This is a genomic window from Hymenobacter qilianensis, assembly GCF_014489555.1.
Taxonomy (GTDB): domain Bacteria; phylum Bacteroidota; class Bacteroidia; order Cytophagales; family Hymenobacteraceae; genus Hymenobacter; species Hymenobacter qilianensis.
On the sequence record NZ_CP060784.1, the window covers coordinates 2,604,226 to 2,625,349 of the forward strand.

General features: G+C 54.9%; 17 protein-coding genes and 1 pseudogene. 10 read left to right on the forward strand and 8 right to left on the reverse strand.

The window, feature by feature from the left end:
* Positions 1-51: 51 nt before the first annotated feature.
* The 8 genes from carA to H9L05_RS12100 all read left to right on the forward strand — a co-directional run bounded on the left by carA (position 52) and on the right by H9L05_RS12100 (position 11,818).
* Complete coding sequence (gene carA / locus H9L05_RS12070; protein ID WP_223284389.1) at positions 52-1,098, forward strand: glutamine-hydrolyzing carbamoyl-phosphate synthase small subunit; 1,047 nt, start codon at positions 52-54, stop codon at positions 1,096-1,098.
* Between the two features lie 494 nt (positions 1,099-1,592).
* Positions 1,593-1,961: a hypothetical protein gene (locus tag H9L05_RS12075; protein WP_187731209.1), complete on the forward strand. Its 369-nt coding sequence runs from the start codon at positions 1,593-1,595 to the stop codon at positions 1,959-1,961.
* Between the two features lie 92 nt (positions 1,962-2,053).
* A complete protein-coding gene (locus H9L05_RS23615) occupies positions 2,054-2,332 on the forward strand; it encodes a carbamoyl phosphate synthase preATP-grasp domain-containing protein (protein WP_223284390.1) in 279 nt (92 codons plus the stop codon).
* Positions 2,333-2,340: 8 nt separating this feature from the next.
* On the forward strand, positions 2,341-5,283 hold the full coding sequence (gene carB, locus H9L05_RS12080; RefSeq protein ID WP_262892510.1) for a carbamoyl-phosphate synthase (glutamine-hydrolyzing) large subunit: 2,943 nt from the start codon (positions 2,341-2,343) through the stop codon (positions 5,281-5,283).
* Positions 5,284-5,323: 40 nt separating this feature from the next.
* Entirely contained in the window at positions 5,324-5,782 is a 459-nt protein-coding gene (locus H9L05_RS12085; RefSeq protein ID WP_187731210.1) for an Imm50 family immunity protein, read from the forward strand.
* 89 nt (positions 5,783-5,871) lie between these two features.
* Entirely contained in the window at positions 5,872-6,816 is a 945-nt protein-coding gene (locus tag H9L05_RS12090) for an N-acetylornithine carbamoyltransferase (protein ID WP_187731211.1), read from the forward strand.
* A gap of 633 nt (positions 6,817-7,449) precedes the next feature.
* On the forward strand, positions 7,450-10,383 hold the full coding sequence (locus H9L05_RS12095; RefSeq protein ID WP_223284392.1) for a SusC/RagA family TonB-linked outer membrane protein: 2,934 nt from the start codon (positions 7,450-7,452) through the stop codon (positions 10,381-10,383).
* Between the two features lie 19 nt (positions 10,384-10,402).
* Positions 10,403-11,818 carry a RagB/SusD family nutrient uptake outer membrane protein gene (locus H9L05_RS12100; RefSeq protein ID WP_187731213.1) on the forward strand — a complete coding sequence of 472 codons (1,416 nt, stop codon included), beginning with the start codon at positions 10,403-10,405 and terminating at the stop codon, positions 11,816-11,818.
* 77 nt (positions 11,819-11,895) lie between these two features.
* Here the strand turns inward: H9L05_RS12100 and H9L05_RS12105 are convergent, their stop codons facing one another.
* Both H9L05_RS12105 and H9L05_RS12110 read right to left on the reverse strand, forming a co-directional pair.
* On the reverse strand, positions 11,896-12,792 hold the full coding sequence (locus H9L05_RS12105) for a prohibitin family protein (RefSeq protein WP_187731214.1): 897 nt from the start codon (positions 12,790-12,792) through the stop codon (positions 11,896-11,898).
* Between the two features lie 113 nt (positions 12,793-12,905).
* A complete protein-coding gene (locus H9L05_RS12110; protein ID WP_187731215.1) occupies positions 12,906-13,409 on the reverse strand; it encodes a hypothetical protein in 504 nt (167 codons plus the stop codon).
* 226 nt (positions 13,410-13,635) lie between these two features.
* Between H9L05_RS12110 and H9L05_RS12115 the strand changes: the two genes are divergently transcribed.
* Positions 13,636-13,899: a hypothetical protein gene (locus H9L05_RS12115; protein ID WP_187731216.1), complete on the forward strand. Its 264-nt coding sequence runs from the start codon at positions 13,636-13,638 to the stop codon at positions 13,897-13,899.
* Between the two features lie 127 nt (positions 13,900-14,026).
* Here the strand turns inward: H9L05_RS12115 and H9L05_RS12120 are convergent, their stop codons facing one another.
* Genes H9L05_RS12120 through H9L05_RS25025 form a run of 4 tightly spaced genes read right to left on the reverse strand, consistent with a single transcriptional unit; the run spans position 14,027 to position 16,415 of the window.
* Positions 14,027-14,476, reverse strand: coding sequence for a DUF2721 domain-containing protein (locus H9L05_RS12120; RefSeq protein ID WP_187731217.1), 450 nt, complete (start codon positions 14,474-14,476; stop codon positions 14,027-14,029).
* A gap of 42 nt (positions 14,477-14,518) precedes the next feature.
* Positions 14,519-15,061, reverse strand: coding sequence for a CocE/NonD family hydrolase (locus H9L05_RS25015; RefSeq protein ID WP_262892511.1), 543 nt, complete (start codon positions 15,059-15,061; stop codon positions 14,519-14,521).
* Entirely contained in the window at positions 15,058-15,690 is a 633-nt protein-coding gene (locus tag H9L05_RS25020) for a CocE/NonD family hydrolase (RefSeq protein WP_262892698.1), read from the reverse strand. The genes H9L05_RS25015 and H9L05_RS25020 overlap by 4 nt, the downstream gene beginning before the upstream one ends.
* Positions 15,618-16,415, reverse strand: a complete 798-nt coding sequence (locus tag H9L05_RS25025) for a CocE/NonD family hydrolase (protein WP_262892512.1) — start codon at positions 16,413-16,415, stop codon at positions 15,618-15,620. The genes H9L05_RS25020 and H9L05_RS25025 overlap by 73 nt, the downstream gene beginning before the upstream one ends.
* Positions 16,416-16,587: 172 nt before the next feature.
* On the opposite strand from H9L05_RS25025, the gene H9L05_RS12130 reads away from it, so the two are divergent.
* Positions 16,588-19,200: a M14 family metallopeptidase gene (locus H9L05_RS12130; protein WP_187731218.1), complete on the forward strand. Its 2,613-nt coding sequence runs from the start codon at positions 16,588-16,590 to the stop codon at positions 19,198-19,200.
* Positions 19,201-19,280: 80 nt separating this feature from the next.
* Here H9L05_RS12130 and H9L05_RS12135 read toward each other — a convergent pair whose 3' ends face one another.
* Together H9L05_RS12135 and H9L05_RS12140 are read right to left on the reverse strand one after the other, a co-directional pair.
* Positions 19,281-19,610, reverse strand: coding sequence for a hypothetical protein (locus tag H9L05_RS12135; protein WP_187731219.1), 330 nt, complete (start codon positions 19,608-19,610; stop codon positions 19,281-19,283).
* Between the two features lie 103 nt (positions 19,611-19,713).
* Positions 19,714-20,963, reverse strand: a pseudogene (locus H9L05_RS12140) (S-adenosylmethionine:tRNA ribosyltransferase-isomerase).
* Positions 20,964-21,124: the final 161 nt, after the last annotated feature.

The following is a 21,124-nucleotide window of genomic DNA, read 5'->3' on the forward strand; positions in this document are numbered from 1 at the left end:
TCAGTAACGATTGAGATGCAAAGTATTGCGTCTCTACAATCACAACGACAGATGTCCCAAACAGTAAAACTAGTCCTCGAAGACGGAACCGAAATCCAGGGCGAATCCTTCGGCGCATTTACGTCCGCTGCCGGTGAGGTGGTATTCAGCACGGCCATGACCGGCTACCCCGAAAACCTTACCGACCCGTCCTTCGCCGGCCAGATTCTGGTGCTGACTTACCCCATGGTGGGCAACTACGGCGTGCCCGGCGAGGAGCTGTATGAGTCGATTTCCAAGATTTTCGAGTCGGATAAGATTCACATTGCCGGCCTGGTAGTGAACTACTACTCTGAGGAGCACAGCCACTGGAATGCCGCCAAAAGCCTCGGCGACTGGCTTAAGGAGTACAACATCCCCGGCATCTTCGGTGTGGATACGCGCATGCTCACCAAAATTCTGCGTGAGAAAGGCGCCATGCTAGGTAAGGTTGTGGCTGAAGAGGACGTAGAGCTGCACGACCCTAACCAGGAAAACCTGGTAGCCCAGGTAAGCCCCACCGAGGTGAAGCATTACGGCCACGGCCAGCACAAAATCGTGCTCGTCGACTGCGGTACCAAAACCAACATCATCCGCTGCTTCTTGGAGCGCGACGTGGAACTGATCCGCGTGCCCTGGGACTACGACTTCACACAGCTCGACTACGACGGCCTGTTCCTCAGCAACGGCCCCGGCGACCCGAAGATGTGCACCGCTACCATCGGCCACCTGCAAACCGCGCTAGGTCAGGACAAGCCCATTTTCGGCATCTGCCTGGGCTCCCAGCTCATGGGCCTAGCCGCGGGCGGCGACACCTTCAAGCTGAAGTATGGCCACCGCAGCCACAACCAGCCCGTGAAGCTTACCGGCACCCAGCGCAGCTACATCACCAGCCAAAACCATGGCTTCGCGGTAGATACTGACACGCTACCCGCTGAGTGGGAAATGCTATTCGAGAACCTCAACGACGGCACCTGCGAAGGCATCAAGCACAAAACCAAGCCGTTCTTCTCCACCCAGTTCCACCCGAAGCCGCCGGCGGCCCTGAGGATACGGAGTATCTGTTCGATGACTTCCTGAAAGCAGTAGCCGAGCACAAGGCAGCGAAGTAACCGTGAGTCTTAAGATGTTTCGCTTACTATCACTCACATTGCTCCTCGCCCTTTGGAGTGTAGTTAATGGCTGTAGTGAGCAGGAAACGAAATTTGACAGGCATCAGTGGTCCACTACAGGTGATATAGGAAGTTTCCCGTACCGTGAGCAAATGATTGGTGACTTAGTCAAGCATCATCAATTAAAGGGCCTTACTTACCTGCAACTAATTGATTCGCTCGGTGAGCCATCGAACTATGGTGAACCCGACGGTACAATTCGGTACTTAATCGTTGAGGATTTCGAATCAGATATTGATCCAGTACACGGCAAAACACTCGACCTGACATTAGGGCCAGACTCAGTTGTAACCTCTTACGAAGTATCCGAATGGTAATGGACTGTGATAAATTGCATACAGAGCCCTGATTCAGCATGACGTTTTTTGCTTCACCTTCACGACTTCCCAACGCACCACTCTTATGCCAGCAAAACATAGAGGTTTTCCGAACTGGGGATATCTACTGTTGGGCGCTTTGGCTTTTGCAGGGTTCTATTTTGTCAAGAACATGGGCCAGCAAACGATTATGAAAGCAGTGCTTGGCGAACCGGGTGGGTTGATTACAAAAGCCATGAGTACGGCCCGAGTTTCCCCTCGGATAACCAATAGAACAGGACCAATAACTGCCAAAAACTTCAAGGTGGAGAAACTCGGCGCTACAAAAGATTCACTCTCCTTCCGCTTTTTCTTGGATGGTGAGCGTGCCGATGCCACTGTTAGGCTTTGGATGGCCAGGCGCCCGTCGGGTGAATGGCAAATAGTGAAAAGTGACACCGTCTTTACCGAATAGAAACCACTCACCTACACCATCGGCTGTAGCCGACTTAGCACGACTGCCTTTGAACATGACCGCACCAGCGGCCTGTTACCCTAACCCCTAGAATGGAAAAACCACAGAAAGTTCTCATCCTCGGTTCCGGCGCGCTGAAAATTGGCGAGGCCGGTGAGTTCGATTACTCCGGCTCCCAAGCCCTCAAGGCGCTGAAAGAGGAAGGCATCCGCACCATCCTCATCAACCCCAACATCGCCACCGTGCAGACGTCGGACAACATTGCCGACGACGTGTACTTCCTGCCTGTGACGCCCTACTTCGTGGAGGAAGTCATTAAGAAGGAGCAGCCCGATGGCATTCTGGTGGCCTTTGGGGGCAAACTGCCTTGAACTGCGCCGTGGCTTTGTTCCGCGCTGGGGTGTTTGACAAGTACAACGTGAAGGTGCTGGGCACGCCCGTGCAAAGCATCATCGATACTGAGGACCGGGATATTTTCAAGGAGAAGCTCGACCAGATTGGGGTACTTTCGGCTCGCAGCGTGGCCGTAACGAACATGGAGGACGCGCTGGCCGCAGCCGAGAAAATCGGTTTTCCGATTATTGTGCGGGCGGCGTTTGCGCTGGGTGGCCTGGGCAGCGGTTTCGCCAATAACATGGACGAGCTGCGCACCCTGGCTCAGAAGTCTTTCACCACTTCCGATCAGATTTTGGTGGAAGAATCCTTGAAGGGCTGGAAAGAAGTGGAGTACGAAGTGGTACGCGACCAGTACGATAACTGCATCACGGTCTGCAACATGGAGAACTTCGACCCCATCGGGATTCACACCGGGGAGAGCATCGTGGTGGCTCCGTCGCAGACCTTGAGCAATCGCGAGTACCACAAGCTGCGCAGCATCGGCATCAAAACCATTCGCCACCTCGGTATCGTGGGCGAGTGCAACATTCAGTACGCCCTCGACCCCGTGTCGGAGGACTACCGCGTGATTGAGGTGAATGCACGCTTGTCGCGCTCCTCGGCGCTGGCTTCCAAGGCTACGGGCTATCCGCTGGCCTTTGTAGCGGCCAAGCTGAGTTTGGGCTACTCGCTCTCGGAGCTGAAAAACAGCGTGACCCAAACGACTTCGGCCTTTTTCGAGCCGGCCCTGGACTACGTGGTGGTGAAGCTGCCGCGCTGGGACTTGGCTAAATTTGAGGGTGTGAACCGGCAGATTGGCTCGGCCATGAAGAGTGTGGGTGAGGTAATGGCCATCGGCAAATCGTTCGAGGAAGCTATTCAAAAGGGCCTGCGCATGCTGGATACCGGCAAGCGCGGCTTCGTGGCCAATAAGCCCGAGCAGGTGGACAACGCGACCATCGACAAGCTGCTGAGCGAGCCGAACGAGGAGCGCATCTTCGCCATCAACTTGGCGTTTGAGGCCGGCTACACCCTAGGCCAGGTGCACGACCTAACCAAGATTGACCACTGGTTTCTGCAGCGCCTCTACACCATTTTCGAGCTGAGCAACAAGCTGGCGGCATGTCGTGAAAACGGGTTGAATGGGCTGGAAACAGTTCTACTGCGCAAGGCCAAGAAAGCCGGTTTCTCAGACCAGCAAATTGCCGTGAAGCTGCTCGGCGAAGGCGACGTGAAAGCCGACGAGCTACTAGTGCGCGCCCGCCGCAAGGCCCTGGGCGTGCTGCCCGTCATCAAGCAGATTGACACGCTGGCTGCTGAATTTCCGGCCAAAACCAACTACCTCTACAGCACTTACCACGGCACCGAAAACGACCTGGAGCCGGAAACCGACAAGTCGGTGGTGGTGCTGGGCTCGGGCGTGTACCGCATTGGCTCTTCCGTGGAGTTCGACTGGTGCGGTGTGCAGGCCGTGCAAACGGCTGCCGAGGAAGGCTACAAAACCATCATCATCAACTATAACCCCGAAACCGTCAGCACCGACTACGACGTTTCGGACCGGCTGTATTTCGAGGAGCTGAGCTTTGAGCGGGTGATGGATATTCTGGAGTTTGAGCAGCCCCAAGGCGTAATCCTGAGCACTGGGGGGCAAATTCCGAACAACCTGGCTACCCGCCTGGCCGCCGCCAACGCGCCTATCCTGGGTACTTCTCCGGCCCGTATTGACGAGGCTGAGAACCGCCACAAGTTTAGCAGCATCATGGACGAGCTAGGCATTGCGCAGCCCCGCTGGAAGGAGCTGACTTCGCTGGAAGCCATGTTTGAGTTTGTGGGCGAGGTAGGCTACCCCGTGCTGATTCGGCCGAGCTACGTGCTGTCGGGCGCGTCCATGAACGTGGTTTCCAACGCTTTCGAGATGGAAGCCTTCCTGAAAGCCGCCGTGGAAGTAAGCGCCGAATACCCGGTGGTGGTGTCGGAGTTTATGCAGGAAGCCAAGGAAATTGAGCTGGACGCGGTAGCCGATAAAGGCGAAATCGTGAGCTACGCCATTTCGGAGCACGTGGAGTTTGCGGGCGTGCACTCCGGCGACGCTACCATGTACTACCCGCCCCAGCGCGTGTATGTGGGCACGGTGCGCAAACTCAAAGTCATCGCCGAGAAGATTGCCAAGCGCTACGAAATCAGCGGGCCGTTCAACATCCAGTTTCTAGAGAAAAACCGCGAAATCCGGGTGATTGAGTGCAACATCCGCGCTTCCCGGTCCTTCCCGTTCGTGTCCAAGGTCTCGGGCCACAACCTCATCCGCAAGGCCACGCAGGTGCTGCTGGGCAAGAAAGTGGAGCGCGACGCCAGCGAGCTGGTTTACGACCTGCCCTTCGTGGGCGTAAAAGCCCCCCAGTTCTCCTTCACCCGCCTGCCCGGCGCCGACCCCGTACTGCGCGTGGACATGGTGAGCACCGGCGAGGTGGGCTGCCTAGGTGATACGGCCGAGGAAGCCCTGCTGAAATCGATGCTGAGCGTGGGCTACAAGATTCCGCAGAAGTCGGTGCTGATTTCCAGCGGCCCGATTCTGTCCAAGATAGCGTTGCTGGAATCGGCGCGGCTGCTGGTGCAAAGCGGCTATACCATCTACGCCACGCAGGGCACGCATCGTTTCTTTGCCGAAAACAACGTGCCCAGCTCCCTGGTCTTTTGGCCCGACGACCACCAAGAGCCCAACGTGCTGACTTACCTCAAGGAGAAGAAAATCGACTTAGTCATCAATATTCCCAAGAACCTCTCGAAGGGCGAGCTGGACAACGACTACAAAATCCGCCGCACCGCCGTGGACTTCGGGGTTGGCTTGCTCACCAACGCCCGCCTGGCCAAGGCCTTCATCCAAGCCTTCTGCACCTTGGAAATGAAGGATTTGAAGATCAAGAGCTGGAACGAGTATAAGGCGATGTAGAGACGCATACTCGCGTCTCAATCGTTGAACGAAAAGCATCATGGAAGAAGCCCCTTATCCAGCTATAAACCGAGTTATCAACTCGGAAATCATTCATCAGTACTTTGGGTATTGGCCAAACTTCCATGATGCTGAAGTCATCAAGGTGACATTTGAAACGCATATTACCGGTCGTTATTCGGTAACGTTTGTCATAGAGGCGTTTGAAATGCTGGCTGAAGTAGACGCACAAGGATTTTACAAGCAAGCCAAGCAGTGCCTAATTGAAATCCAGTTTTCCGGGGTAGAGGAAATCGATTTCAAATATTTCAACTTCCAAAATGTGCTTTTTGAATTCTGGTTTGAAGAGCAAGGCAGCTTAATTAAAGGGATTTTCAATTCTTCAACTGGTATGGAGGCAACTGTGGTAGCTGAAGAAGCCTTGGTACTAAGTCTGGCTCCAATCAAGAGTGTTACCAAACGCGGTTCACGTGGTGGCGCACAACCCCTGGGATACTAGCGGTAAAAATTGAGCGGACCGTTGACACAAGCACCGCCTAATAAGAGGCCCTACTGATAACTCAGAGAAGCTGTTCACTGATGAGTAACATGAAAAACTTCACTTCCTTCGCTGATGCGGGCGACTATAAAGCCCTATTGCAGCAAGCCCTGGAAATCAAGGCGAATCCTTACGGCTACCAGCACATCGGCAAGAACAAAACTGTCGGTCTGATTTTCTTCAACCCCAGCCTGCGCACCCGTCTCAGCTCTATCAAAGCGGCTTACAACCTCGGCGCGCAAGCCTGGGTGCTCAATGCTGGCGCCGACTCCTGGACGCTGGAAATGGCCGATGGCGCGGTGATGAACGGCGGCACGCAGGAGCACATAAAGGAGGCCATTGCCGTGATGAGCCAGTACTGCGACGTGCTGGGCGTGCGCACCTTCCCCACGCTCAAGGACCGCGAGGCCGATTACAGCGAGGAAGTGTTCAACAAGATACTGAAGTACGCCACCGTGCCTGTTATCAGCCTGGAAAGCGCCACGCTGCACCCCTTGCAGTCGTTTGCCGACCTGATTACGGTGGCGGAGCACAAGCAGAAAGAGCGCGTGAAAGTGGTGCTGACCTGGGCCCCGCACGTGCGCGCCCTGCCTCAGTGCGTGCCCAACTCGTTCTGCGACTGGTTTTCGGAAGTAGACTGGGTAGACTTCGTCATTACCCACCCCGAAGGCTACGAATTAGCCCCCCAATTCACCAAAGGTGCCCGCATTGAGTACGACCAGAAACGCGCCCTGGAAGGCGCCGACTTCGTGCAGGCCAAGAACTGGAGCAGCTACCTCGACTATGGTCAGGTTATTAGCAATGACCCTAGCTGGATGCTCACGCCCGAGCACATGGCCGGCACCCACGACGCCAAGTTCCTGCACTGCCTGCCCGTGCGCCGCAACGTGGAAGTATCGGACGCCATTCTAGATTCGCCGAACTCCTTGGTGATTCAGGAGGCCGGCAACCGGGTGTTTTCTATGCAAACGGTGTTGCACGAGATGCTGAAGTAATTATTCGCGGTTACACAGGCTCAAAAAAGCCCCCAGCATTGATCTGGGGGCTTTTTTGAGCCTGTGTCGTAGCTAAAACATTAATTGTGCTAATGTGCGCGAATAGTAATTTAATAAGCCGACCAAGCAGCAAGTATGCATATTGCTTACGCTTTTTATAACTTGTTAAAATAATACTAGAAATGAGTAACTTTATCTAAAGTCACTCTAGCAGTTGGATAAGGCATACACGAACAAATGGGGGGCTTTTTAGGAGACTACGGACCGGAAAACCGCGCTTGTGCTTGGTGCCGTATGTGCAGGAAAGGATGAAATAGCGAAGAGGAGGTGAGGTCAGCAGTAGAGGAAGAAAGCATTCACGAGCCCAAAAAACACGAGTTGGGCCTTTCTAAGATGGCTGTCATAGCATCCAACACTAAATAAAATGCATTTATTCCTTAATTTAAGCGCCACAAGTGCTAATGCAGGCTTGCTTTAGCAAAAACGGTCATAACATTTCTTTCACTTTTTTCACACTTTCACACTTATGCTGCCGGTTTGGCAAATCGGTATTTGTTCACTCTAACTGGGCCACAAGCCAATTCCTAAATGAAACAAAAATTTTTACTCTCTCTTGTCTGGTGCTTGCTGCTGGTGACAACCGCATGGGCTCAAACCCGGACGGTGACTGGCCGCGTAACCGATGCTGACGGGTCGGGCCTGCCCGGCGTAACAGTACTGGAGCGCGGCACTACCAACGGCGTCAGCACCAGCGCCGATGGCGCCTTTTCGCTTACCGTACAGCCGAACGCTACCTTGGTAATTAGCTCAATTGGCTATAATACCCAGACTATTCCGGTAGGCGACCAATCAGTAATCAATGCTCGTTTGGGAACAAACGAGACAGTGCTTAACGAAGCTGTGGTAGTAGGTTATGGTAGCCAGGCCAAATCAGAAGTGACCGGCTCCGTAACGCAGCTCAGCAGCAAGGACGTAGAAAACGTGCCGGTAGTAAGCTTCGAGCAAGCTATTCAGGGCCGTACGCCTGGTGTTACTATCAACCAGACCTCCGGCAAGCTCGGAGCAGGTGTTCAAATCCGGGTGCGGGGTGCTTCATCGGTAACGGCATCCAACCAGCCTTTGTACGTGATTGACGGTATTCCCGTAACGTCGCAGGACGTAGGCACCGATGTAGAGCCCTTGAACCCACTGGCTGACCTGAACCCCAATGACATCGAGTCCATTACCATTCTGAAGGATGCTGCTTCGGCGGCCATCTATGGCTCGCGGGCTTCGAATGGCGTGGTGTTGGTAACCACCAAAAGCGGCCGCCAGGGACAAACCAAGGTAAATGTTGGCTACTACGTAGGTACCAGCGAAACCACCAGAAGGCAGAAATTTCTGAACGCTGCCCAGTACAATGAGCTGTTCAGAGAGTCGGCGGCCAATGCTGGCATCACCGACCCAGATGAGGTCGATGCATTATTCCTGGATTTTGGAATCGATCTTAACTCTGGCGTTGATCAGAACTGGAGCGAAGAGGCTTTCCGTACCGGTAAAGTGTCGCAGTATGATGCCAACGTTAGCGGCGGCGATGCCAAAACCCGCTTCTACTTAAGCACTACCTACAACGACCAGACCGGTATCATCATCGGCAACCGTTTCCGTCGGGGTAGTGCTCGCATCAACCTCGACCACTCGATTACAGAAAAGGTGAAAGTGGGCTTGAACTTGTCGTTGACCCGCTCAGTGAACGACCGTATTCCGAACGACAACGCCTTCACTAACCCCGTGCAGCTGAATGCTTTGCCACCGCTTCAACCAAAAATTGACCCCGAGACCGGCGAGCTGAATCAGCTGACGCTGTATACCAACAACCTGGTTGACATAGAGCGGGTAACAAACAGAGCAGGTACGTACCGCTCATTTAGCAATGCCTACCTGTCGTTCAATCCAATTAAGAACCTGACTATCCGCACCGAAGCCGGTGCTGACTTCCTGAATCTGAACGAAGATATCTATGCTCCGGCAGGTACATCGAGTGGTGGTAATACGGGGGAAGGCTTCAGCAACCAGACGCAGGTAATGAACTACACCACCAACAATACGGCGAACTACTTGCTGACGCTGAACGAAGCAAATACCATCGAAGCCCTTGCTGGTTTCTCCTTCCAGCGCTCTGATCTCAAGCAAACCTCCGCTGAAGGGCGAGGCTTCCCGAACGCTGAGTTTACCCGAATTGCTAGCGCCGCTATCAAGACGGGCGGCTCAAGCTCCTCGCGGGACGAATTCTCGTTTGTTTCGTTCTTCGGCCGCGTCAACTACGCGTACCAGGGCAAGTACTTGCTGTCCGGTAGCGTTCGTCGCGATGGTTCGTCGCGCTTCGGTGCCAACAATAAGTATGGAACATTCGGCGCTGGCTCGGTGGGCTGGGTGATTTCGGAAGAAGGCTTCCTGCAAGACAACTCTATCGTTAATTTCCTGAAGCTGCGGGCCAGCTACGGTTTGACCGGTAATGCGGAGATTGGCAACTTCCTCTCTCGTGGGTTGTTTACTGCTCTTCCCTACGCCGACCAGGCTGGTATTCGTCCTAGCACCGTTGTTGGTAACCCTGATTTATCGTGGGAGAGCACGGCTCAAACCGACATCGGCTTAGAGTTCGGTTTCCTCGATAACCGTATTTCCGGTGAAATCGACGTTTATCAGAAAAATACGGACGATTTGCTGTTAGGCCGCCAACTCCTTTATGTAAATGGCTATAACACCGTAACCGAAAACGTAGGCAAACTGGAAAACCGTGGTCTGGAGATTTCCTTAAACACACGCAACTTCGACAAGGACTTTAAGTGGAGCACTAACTTCAACATCTCCTTCAACCGTAACGAAATCACAGAGCTGACCTCGCCTATTCAAAGCGGTCAGCTGGCTAGCGTACGTGAAGGTCAGCCAATTGGTGTTTTCTGGGGACGTAAGTACGCTGGCGTAGATCCTGCTAATGGCAATGCCTTGTACTACGCCGAGGATGGCTCAACTACTGATGAAATTACCGACTCGCCTTTACAGGTTGTTGGTAATCCGAACCCCGATTACACGGGCGGTATCACGAACACCTTCTCGTATAAAGGTTTTGACCTGAGCGTTCTCGGTCAGTTTGTATACGGCAACGACATCTACAACTCGGCTGGTGTTTATCAAGCCGTCAACGGTGACTTCTTTGATAACCAGACTATCGAGCAATTAGACCGTTGGCAGAAGCCGGGCGACAGAACTAATGTTCCCCGTGCCGAGCTTTTCTCAGGCAACGGAGCGCAGGCTTCTTCGCGTTGGGTGACAAAAGGTTCTTTCCTGCGGGTGAAGAATGTAACCTTCGGCTATACGCTGCCTGCTTCGGTAGCCAAGCTAGGGTTCCTGCAAACCGCTCGCTTATATGTACAGGCCCAGAACTTAGCCACCATTACCAACTATGATGGCTATGATCCGGAAGTAAATACTGCCGCGTTTGGCCAAGGCAACTACGTGCTGGGTGTTGATTTCTACACTCCGCCGTTGGCTAAAACCTTCTTGGTTGGTATCAATTTAGGCTTTTAATCTTCTGACGTAACTTCTGATGAAAACGATATTTTCTCGGTCGGTCGCTTTGCTGGCCTTGGGCTTAAGCCTGGGTCTGAGCTCATGCGATGACAAACTCGATATTAATCCTTCCCAATCAATAGATGCCACTACGGCGCTTGGTAACCAAGCTAATGTAGGGAGCGCCGTAGTTGGTATGTACGCCCAGCTGGGTGGTCCAACGCTCTATGGTACCGATTTGATTCTGGTGCCAGAGCTAATGGCTGCCGACAACTACATTCAGTTTCAGGGCAGTTTTACCCAATACCGCGCATTAGTTAATAGAACCACAAACGCATCAACGTCGACTGCTGAAACTACTTGGCGTGATGCGTACGAGGCTATTAACACAGCTAACCTTGTTATTGATGCGCTGCCAGTAGTAACTACACCTGCCTTGAAGAGCCAGTATGAAGGGGAAGCACGGTTTGTCCGGGCTATGCTGTACTTTGAACTAGTACGCCTTTATGGCAAGCAGTATGAGCCAGGCGGAGCCAACGCACAGCTTGGGGTGCCTATCACCCTGGTGCCAGTGAAATCGTTGGAGCAGGCTACGGTTCCGCAGCAGCGGGCTACGGTAGCGCAGGTGTATACGCAGGTTATTAACGACCTGACCTCAGCCATTGCCCTGTTGCCTGAAGAAAACCCTGCCCGCGCTACCACCTTCACCGCCAAGGCACTGCTGGCCCGCGTGTATTTGCAGCAAAGCAATTTTGCGCAGGCACGCATTCTGGCCGATGATGTTATTCGCAACAGCGGTAAGGCACTTTCGCCTACGCTTTCTTCGGTTTTCACGGGTCGTAACACCTCTGAAACGTTGCTGGAAATTCAGCAAAACGACCAGAATAACGCCGGAACATCTAACAATGGCTTAGCTACATTTTTCTCCAGTATCGGTCAGCAAGGCCGGGGCGATGTGCGCGTATTGCCTGCTTTTGCTAACCTTTACGGGGCAAACGATGCCCGTGGTACTGCTTCGCTTTTGTATGAAGGCACGGGTACCAACCGGGCTGCCGGTCAGCTACGGACGGGCAAATGGATAGCTTTCGGTCAGAACATTCCACTTATTCGCCTTGCCGAAATGTACCTGATCCGGGCAGAGGCCGACTTCAGAGCCGGGAATATTCCTTCAGCTTTGGTTGACATAAACCGTGTTCGGACCCGCTCTACGGCTACCCCGCTTACGGCTCCTCAACTGTCGCTGGCTACTATTCTGCGTGAGCGGCAACTGGAACTGGCATTCGAGGGCTTCCGTCTGCACGATCTGAAGCGCACCAGAACCAACATCTTTGTGCCAGCATCTGGTAATAACCCCGCCAGAGAGGTTGACATCAACAGCGACATTCTTGTGCTTCCCATTCCGCTGCGCGAGATTAACGTAGAGCCCGGTCTGATCCAGAACCCTGGCTACTAGTTGGATAGAGTATTGCGAAAAAGCCCCCAGAACTTTCTGGGGGCTTTTTTACGTACTATTTATCCGCTATTTATCCGTCAGCAATACCTGGGGGCATTTTGGCTGTTGCCCATGATGATGACTTTGCTGTTGGCGGAAGTAGCAATGGCTTGGTTGGCCTTGATGGTTTCGTACCGCAATAGCCGGTCGCTGAGCTCGGCGCTGATGATTTTCTGGTAGTCGGCGATGCCCTGAGCTTCGAGGCGCTTGCGCTCTGCTTCCTGACGTTCTTTTTGGAGCACAAACTGCATCTTCTGGGCTTCCTGCTCGGCGGATATCTTGCTCTCGATGCTGCGCTTGACGGGCGCAGGGAGTTGAATGTTGCGAATCAGAAGCTGCTCTAGTTGCAGGCCGCGCTGTTGGAAGTCACGGTTGATGGTATTGTAGATGCGATTTTGGAATTCGTCGCGGCGGGTGGAGTAAAGCGCCACGGCATCATAGTACACAGCATTGTCGCGGATACGGGTGCGCGTAACGGGCCGCACAATGGCATCCTGATAATTGGGGCCGATGGTAGAGAGAATATGCGGCGTGCGGGCGGGCACCACGCGGTACAGCACCGTCAGGTCGATGACAACTTCCAGCCCGTCGGCCGTGAGCACCTGGATGGCATCGTCGCCGGCGCGCTGGCCTTCCTCGCGCTGCACCGACATGGTATAGTTCTGGGTGCGCGTGTCAAATTTGGTCACATTCACCAAAGGGTTCACTACGTTCAGGCCGCTGATAAGAATGCGCGGCTGCACCTTGCCAAACAATGTCTGAACGCCCACCTGTCCGGCATCAATCTGCACTACGGTGCTCAGCGCCAGCCCCAATACTACCAGCGTTGCGCCCGCAAACAGCAGCAAGCTGCGAAACCGATGCGCGGAATACGATATCTTACTCGCATTATACCCCACAATAAGTAGCACGAGGCCAACGAAAACTAGGGTCATAGCCGAGGGATTTGGGTGGAACAGGACGCGGCCAAGTCAGCGCAAATTGCCCCTCAGCCGCTACGAAAAGATAAGCTTTTGCCGGCTGTTTTGGAAGCCCGGCTTCTACTTGGCTATTTCCCCACCTCCTGCTCGTCCTCGTCGTCCTCATCGTCTTCATTCAGCGCATCGAAGTCGATTTCTTGGGCCAATTCCAAGGCTTCTTCGATAACAGCATCCATCATGGGCTTGGTATCCGCGTCGAGGGTGCGCTCGAAAAGCTGCAGAATCTGCTCGCCCTCGTCGTTCACGTACAGATTGGTGTAGAGGCGCTCAAACAGCTTGGCGTCGCGGGTAATGACGTTGTCGATGTCGGCGACGGAGCGAGCGCCCAGCGCGCGGTGCAGCACATCCAGCACACGGCGGCTTTCTTCGTGGTCGCCCAGGTCGGTGAGCAGCTTAAGCAAGGACATAGCTACGCCCAGGCGCACGCGCTCAAACCGGAAGGGAACATCGGCGCGGGTGGCGTGCTCGAAAGTGGCATACGCGGCCGTGTCGGGCTCAGTGAGGTAGTAGGCCGCATCGGCGTCGGTGCGGAAGGCAGCGCGCAGCAGTTGTTCGTAGCGAAGAGCACTCATGGTGGCAGGGAAATATGGAGAAGGAAGAAAAGGCTGAGCTTGGCCTGGGTTGGCTCCGAAAAAGCCCCCCAGCTACTAATGACGTAACCTAAAGAGCGAAAGGTACGATTGAAGAAAAGACGCGCGCGCTTTTTAGCCGTCACTTCATTGCAGCCGCTCGCTCAGCTGCCCTGAGGCGGCGACAAAATTCCTTCATTTATATCCTATCATTCCAACCTTCCTACAGATGACACATAAGAAAAAATGGCTGCTATTTGCCCCATCCGGGCTCATGATTATTGGTTTTGGCACCTGCCTGATTCAGTGGGCTACCGCTTTGCAGCGCAAACAAGTGCCTACCGGCGAGTGGGTAGCCGCCGGTACATTGGCGCTGGGCGTGTTCAATGCCGGACTATGTGTATTTGGGCGGGGCGTGGCTGAAGGCGTGCTGCACGAAATCCGGGAGAAAGGCCCGTCGGCGGTTGTAGCAGCTGAGATTCCGCAGGAGTAATCATTAAATCGCGCCGGATAAATTCGGGGTGCGATGTTGCTTCTCAACTATCAGAGAGGATGTAGAATAAAAAGCCCCCGTAGCGCGCTTCGGGGGCTTTTTTGTGGCTTTTTGAAAGCATGAATTATTATGTTCCGTCGGGGTTTTGCAGCCCAGACAGGCCCGCTGCTTCGCGGCGGCGCTCTTCATCATTCTGCATATCATTGAGCTCAATATTAAGCGCGTCGCCGGAAATCTGAATTTCGCGCAGCGACATCGCCAATGATACCAGCAGCGCCAGCAAACTCGCGCCGAAGATAAACTGACCCGCCTGCACGAAGCCCGCAAACAGCAGAAACATGCACAGCACGCAGCCAAACATGCTGGCTATCCCCACCGCCTGCATATTACGCACAATCACGAGGCGCTGGCGCAGGTTCTGAATCTGGAGCATCAGGTGCGAGCTATGCGTGGTCTGATACTGCGATTTGAGCGTGCGCACGCGGTTGGCCAAGGCCATGAAGCGGTTGGTATAAGCCAGCAGCAGCAGCGACAATGCCGGAAAGAGTAGCGCCGGGGTAGTAAGCGTAATTTCCATAGAAAGAGAGTAATACGCGGCCTGAGCAGCAGAGGTATTCTTCTACAGCACCTTCACCACCAACTGCGAAGCGTGCTCCGGCGAGTGGTAGAGGCGGTGCGTGGCTTTCTGGAAATCCTCGTCTTTGGCTTCGTAAATATTAGGCACAAAGGTCTGCGGATTGCGGTCGACGAGCGGAAACCAGGAGCTTTGCACCTGCACCATCAGGCGGTGGCCTTTCTTGAAGGTGTGACACAAGTCCTGCAAGGCAAAGGGTACGGCCGTTACTTCATTGGGTGTAAAGGCTTTGGGTTGCGAAAAGCTTTCCCGGAAACGGCCGCGCATTACTTCAGAGCGCACGAGCTGCTGGTAGCCGCCCAGCTTTACATTGGGCAGGTTGCGTGGGTTGTCGGGCGTATCGTTTGGGTACACATCAATGATTTTGACAACCCAATCCGCATCGGTTCCGGTGGTGGCTACTTGCAGCAGCGCCTGAATAGGGCCAGCAAGGGTAAGGTCTTCGGTGAGCACGTCAGTCTGGTAGGTGAGCACATCGGGGCGGCGGCTGGCGAAGCGCTGGTCGTCGGTCATGTACTCGCGCGTCATGCCGGTGGCGGTGGCTTCAGTGAAGGGAACCGGCTTGGCGGGGTCACTGATATATTCGTCAAAAAGCCCCCAGCGGCAGTAGCGGTGGGTTTACTGAACGAAATTTGCCCCCCAGGCTGGAAAAACAACGTCCGATCTTTCACTTGCTTGGGCGGCCAAGCATCAAAGGTGCGCCAGCGGTTCGTGCCACTCTCGAAGATGTAGGCTTCGGGCAGTTTTGGGTCGGTTGGCTTCTCGGCTTTCAAGTGCGCCCGGAAAAACGGCGCTTCAATGCTGTCCTGGTAGAAAAGCGACGGCGACGCGCCGTAGGCCACGTTGCCCACCATTTCGCCGGTGCCCCGCGCCCAGCCGCCGTGTACCCACGGCCCCATCACGATGCGATTGGAAAGCTTAGGGTTCTGATTTTCGATGGTTTTGTAGGTTTGCAGCGCTCCGAATAGGTTTTCGGCGTCGTTGAAGCCGCCTACGGTGAGCACGGCCGTCTTCGTGTTCAGATCTTTCAGGTGCGGACGCAGGTTGCGCGCCTGCCAGAACTCATCGTAGTTGGGGTGAGCCATCAGGTCGTTCCAGAAGGCAACATTATCCTTGAAATAACGCTCATTGGCATTTTTGAGTGGCCCAAGGCGCAGAAAGAAGTCGTAGCCATCGGGCGTGCCGTGCTGAAACGACGGGTTGCGGTTGGGAGTGGGCTGGGGCGGGGCTGCCCGAAGCTGGCCAGGAAGTTGAAAGCATGGGGCAGAAAGAAGGCTCCATTGTGGTGAAAGTCGTCCCAAAACCAGTCGGCAATTGGGGCCTGCGGTGAGGAAGCCCTGAGCGCCGGATGCCGGCTAGTCAGGCCCACCGACGTGTAGAAGCCCGGATACGAAATGCCCCACTGACCCACGCGGCCATTGTTGCGGGGGCCTTTTTTGACCAGCCACTCAATGGTATCAAACGTGTCGGTGCCTTCGTCAATGTCCTGTTTGCCACGAGGCTTATCCTTGGCCGGGCGCATGTTCACAAACTCGCCCTCCGACATATAAGCCCCCCGAACATCCTGATACACAAAAATGTAGCCCTCGCGCATTATGGTAGGTGATGGACCGAGCGCTGTTTTATACGTGTCGGGGCCATAAGGGCCGGCCGAGTACGGCGTGCGGTTCATGAGCACCGGGTAGCGCTTGGTGGCTGCGTCGGTGGGAGCGTAGATGATGGTGTGCAGCTTGCGGCCGTCGCGCATAGGCACCAGCTGCTCCGTTTTGGTGTAATGCTGGCGCACATACACCGAGTCGGCATTGATTTTCTGCCCATACGCGGTTGTGCTGGTCAGCAGCACGGCGGTGGCTAGCAGGCGAAAGAATAACGGTAGCTTCATCGGCGGAGGAAAAAGTGGATGGTCGGCAGAAAGAATACGACGAAAGTAACAGAGATTCGCGCACTGCTACCAGCGGAATAGTACCTTGCTTTAAAAGTTGCGCTGAGCTGCTCTGTCCGCTGAGTTATTTGTCCTTTTTGTTGTTCCAGCACTAGCTGGTCATTTTTAATCCATGAAGAAACCCACTACCTGGCAGACTTACCTCTCCGCCAGCTCTTTCCAAACCCTGTTTTTCCTTTTACTGCTACCGCTTTGGAGCCTGACCGCGGCCCAGGCCCAAACGACCGCGCCAGCTTCCAACGCTGGCACTCTGCTTACGCCTTCCCAATTCCTGGGCTATCCGCTGGGGGGCAATTTTACGCCCCATTCAGAGCTGCTACGCTACGTAGACCATGTAGTGCAGAACTCCGGTGGCCGGATGCGCCTGCAGCCCTACGGCCGCACCTACGAAAATCGGCCGCTGGAAGTGGTGCAAATCGCGTCGCCCGAGAACCTGAGTCGGCTAGAAGAAATCCGCCGCAACAACCTGCGTCGGGCCGGCCTGGAAAGCGGTGCGGCTAAAGCCGCTGAACCAGCCATCGTGTGGTTGAGCTACAACATTCACGGCAACGAAGCGGTATCGTCGGAGGCCATGATGCAGGTGCTTTACGACTTGGCCAACCCTCAGAATCAACAGACCCAGCAGTGGCTTCAGAATACGGTGGTGCTGCTGGACCCGTGCGTAAACCCTGATGGCCGCGAGCGGTATGCGCAGTGGTACAACCGCGTGCGCAACCGCACACCCAACGCTTCACCTTACGCCTGGGAACACCACGAACCTTGGCCTGGGGGGCGTTTTAACCATTATTACTTCGATTTGAACCGCGACTGGGCCTGGCAAACGCAGCAGGAAAGCCAGCAGCGCGTGGCACTGTATAGCCAGTGGTTGCCCCAGGTACACGCCGACTTTCATGAGATGGGCGTAGATAACCCGTATTATTTCTCGCCCGCGGCCAAGCCTTTTCACGCGGATATAACGCCTTTTCAGCGGGAATTCCAGAACACGATTGGCGAGTACAACCGTAAGGTGTTCGACCAGAACAACTGGTTGTACTTCACCCGCGAAACCTACGACCTGTTCTATCCCAGCTACGGCGACACGTATCCTTCGTTCAACGGCGCCATCGGGATGACCTATGAGCAAGGTGGATCGGGCCGGGCCGGGGTTCAGATTCTGAAATCTGATGGCGACACGCTCACGCTCAGCCAGCGGATTGCCCACCACCACGCCGCGAGCATGGCCACTATTCAAGCCACGGCCGAGCGCCACGACCCGCTGGTACGGGAGTTTGAGAAGTATTATACCACCGCTCGCACCAAGCCCGGCGGTGACTACAAAACGTACGTGCTGGCCGCCTCCAACGACCCTGGCCAACTGGAAAGCCTTCGCAAATACCTCGATCGGCAGCAGATCAGCTATGGCTATGCGCCGCGTAAAATGCGCACGAAGGGCTTCAACTACACCACTGGCAAAAATGAATCGGTGGAAATACAGCCCCGCGACCTTGTGGTGAGCATGTATCAGCCTAAGTCGACGCTGGTGAAGGTGCTGTTTGAGCCGCGCCCCGCGCTGGAAGATTCACTGACCTACGACATTACCGCCTGGGCTTTGCCGTATGCCTATGGCTTGAAGGCATATGCGCTGAAAGAACAGTTGAAAGGTAGCGATGCAGCAACTGCCAGAGCACCTTCAGCACCAATTCGTAACGCGCCCGCTACTGGTACTCCGTATGCCTATGTGGCCCGCTGGACCAATATTCAGGACTTGCGCTTTCTGAGTCAACTCTTGCAGAAAAAGGTGAAAGTGCGGGTAGCGGAGCTGCCATTTGAAGCGGAAGGACAAAAGTATCAGGCCGGTACGCTGGTTATTACCCGCACCGGCAACGAAAACATGGGCCCTCGCTTCGACCAGATTGTACGCGCCCAGGCCGACTCGATGGGGGTGATGGTGCAGGCCGTGCGCTCGGGCTTCTCCACTACGGGCGCCGATTTTGGGTCTAGCTCGGTTCGTTATGTGAAACAGCCTACGGTGGGCCTGGTGGCCGGTGAAGGCATTTCGCCGACCGCGTTTGGCGAGATATGGCACTTCTTTGAGCAGCAAATCGGCTACCCTGTTACCGTAATAGGCACGGACTACCTGAATAGCATTCCGCTGCAAAAATTCGACGTGCTCATTCTGCCCGATGGCAACTATGCCGATATCTACCCCGAAAAAAGCCTGGAAAATCTGAAGACCTGGGTGCGGGCCGGTGGTAAGCTGATTGCGATGGAAGGTGCCGCCGCTTACCTCGCCAATCGCAAGGATTTCCTGCTGAAAACGAAGCCAGCCGATACCGCTGCCGCCAAAAAAGCCAGTCCTTACGCGCCGCTGCGCCGTTACGCCGATTCCGAGCGGCGTCAGATTGAGGAGCGTGTGCAGGGCAGCGTTTACCGGGTGCAGCTCGACAATACGCACCCCCTGGCCTTCGGCTACGGCTCTACTTACTACGCTTTGGTGCGCGATACGCTCAATTACCGCTTTCTGGGCGACGGTGGCTGGAACGTGGGTATTCTCAAAAAGGAAGGCTCTGCCGCAGGCTTCACCGGCCGTCGGGCCCGCCAGAAGCTCACCGATACGTTTGTGCTCGGTACACAAGGCATGGGCCGTGGCCAGGTAGTGTATCTGGCTGATAATCCGCTGTTTCGCGGGTTCTGGCAGGGGGGCAAGCTGCTGTTTGGCAATGCGCTGTTCTTTGTCGGACAGTAGGCTCCGTGCTCCTAATAAGTGCATTAAAAAAGCCCCCAGAAGTTCTGGGGGCTTTTTTAATGCACAAAAACTAAAAAATACTAATCGACAACGTCTTCAACTTTGTTGCCGACTTTGTTAGCACCTTTCTTCACGGCTTTACCGGTTTTCTTGGCGCCTTTTTCTACGGCTTTGCCAGTTTTCTTACCAGCACGCTTTACGTCTTGGGTAGTGTTGTAACGCTTCTGGCCAACTTCAGTGCGGCCGGTGCGGGTGGTAGTTTCTGACTTTACAGTACCATTGTCACGCACGTCAACTTCCGTTTTGGTGGTGTTGCCGGTAGCTTCGTTGCCAGTAGTAGTGGTAGTAGTCTGCGCGAAGGCAGCGGAAGAAAAAGCTGTTGCGAAGAACAGCAAAAGAGCCTTTTTCATAACGAGTTTGATAAGTAAGGGAGAAGACAAATGTGTCTTACGGGGCCTTATACGGCAGGCCCGCAAATAAGTACGTCTTATTTCCTTCTTTCTTACAGTTGAGCTACAACTTGGGCTCAGTTGGCAGCAGCAACGAGCTGTCGCCGTAGCTCAAAAACCGATAATCGTGCGCTAAAGCATGGTCGTAAACGCACCGCCAATCGGGGCCGATAAGTGCCGCTACAAGCAGCAAAAGAGTGCTTTCCGGTTGGTGGAAGTTGGTTACCAAGCCATTTGCTACCCGAAACTGGTAGCCGGGCGCAATAAGCAACTGGGTGGTAGCGCGCAGAAAGGAGCTGCCCGTGCTTTCCAGGTGCTGAAGCAGCGCTTGTAAGGCCTGCGTGAAAGAAACAGCGGTTGCTTCCTCGTAAGGCTGCCACTGTCCAACGTGCAGCTCGGTAGCTGGCACGTCGGTCGGTTGGTTGGCTAGCTTGGCGCCCAGCCAGTACATACTTTCCAGGGTGCGCAGACTGGTGGTACCCACTGCAATGATGGGTAAGGGCGCATGCGCCAGCAATTGCCGGAGCACGGCCGCGTCCACCACAAAATGCTCGCCGTGCATGGCGTGACCGGCCATCATTTCGGCCTTCACCGGTTGAAAAGTGCCTGCACCCACGTGCAGCGTCACGCGAGCCGTTTGGAAGCCGTGGGCGGTTAAGTCGGTCAGGACGGCGTCGGAGAAGTGCAGGCCGGCCGTGGGAGCCGCTACGGCGCCCTCATTTGCCGCGTACACGGTTTGATAGCGCACCGCATCCACGTCGGTATCCTCACGGTTGAGGTAGGGCGGCAGCGGCAGATGCCCGGCGTAGCGCAATACTTCCGCAAAAGGCAGCGCGGCCGGTTCCCAGCTGAACTGAATAAGCGAATAGCCTTCGGCAGCCTCTACGCGTTCCGCTGTAAGCATTGCTGGTTTTTCATCAACGCTAAAAACCAGCTGAACGGACCCTGTTTTCCAGCGCTTGCCATTGCCTACCAAGCATTTCCAAATGCAGCTGCCGGTTTGCTGCATGGCTGGCTCCACGGCCCGGTGAGGCGCTACGGGTTCCAGACAAAACAGCTCCACTACGCCACCCGTGGGCTTCTGGCAAAACAGCCGCGCCCGCACCACCTTCGTGTCGTTGAAGACCAGCAGAGCGCCGGGGGCAATTCGGAAGGTAGATTGTGGAAGCGTTGATCGGAGATTTGCCCCCCACGGTACACCAGCAGGCGCGACTGGTCGCGGTTGGGCAAGGGCTCCGGCGCAATGCGGCTGGGGGGCAATTCGTAGGTGAAATCCTGAATGGAAAGCTGACGAGGATCGGAGAAGGCGGACATGGCTGCAAAGGTAAGCAGGCCGTCGGCGGCTGGCGCGCAAAAGTCAGCCGCCCATTACGGTAAGAACGTCATGCAGAGCGGTAGCGAAGCATCTCGCGTGTTTAGCGAGAGTACTAATCAAGCATCAGCACGCGAGATGCTTCGCTGCGCTCTGTATGATA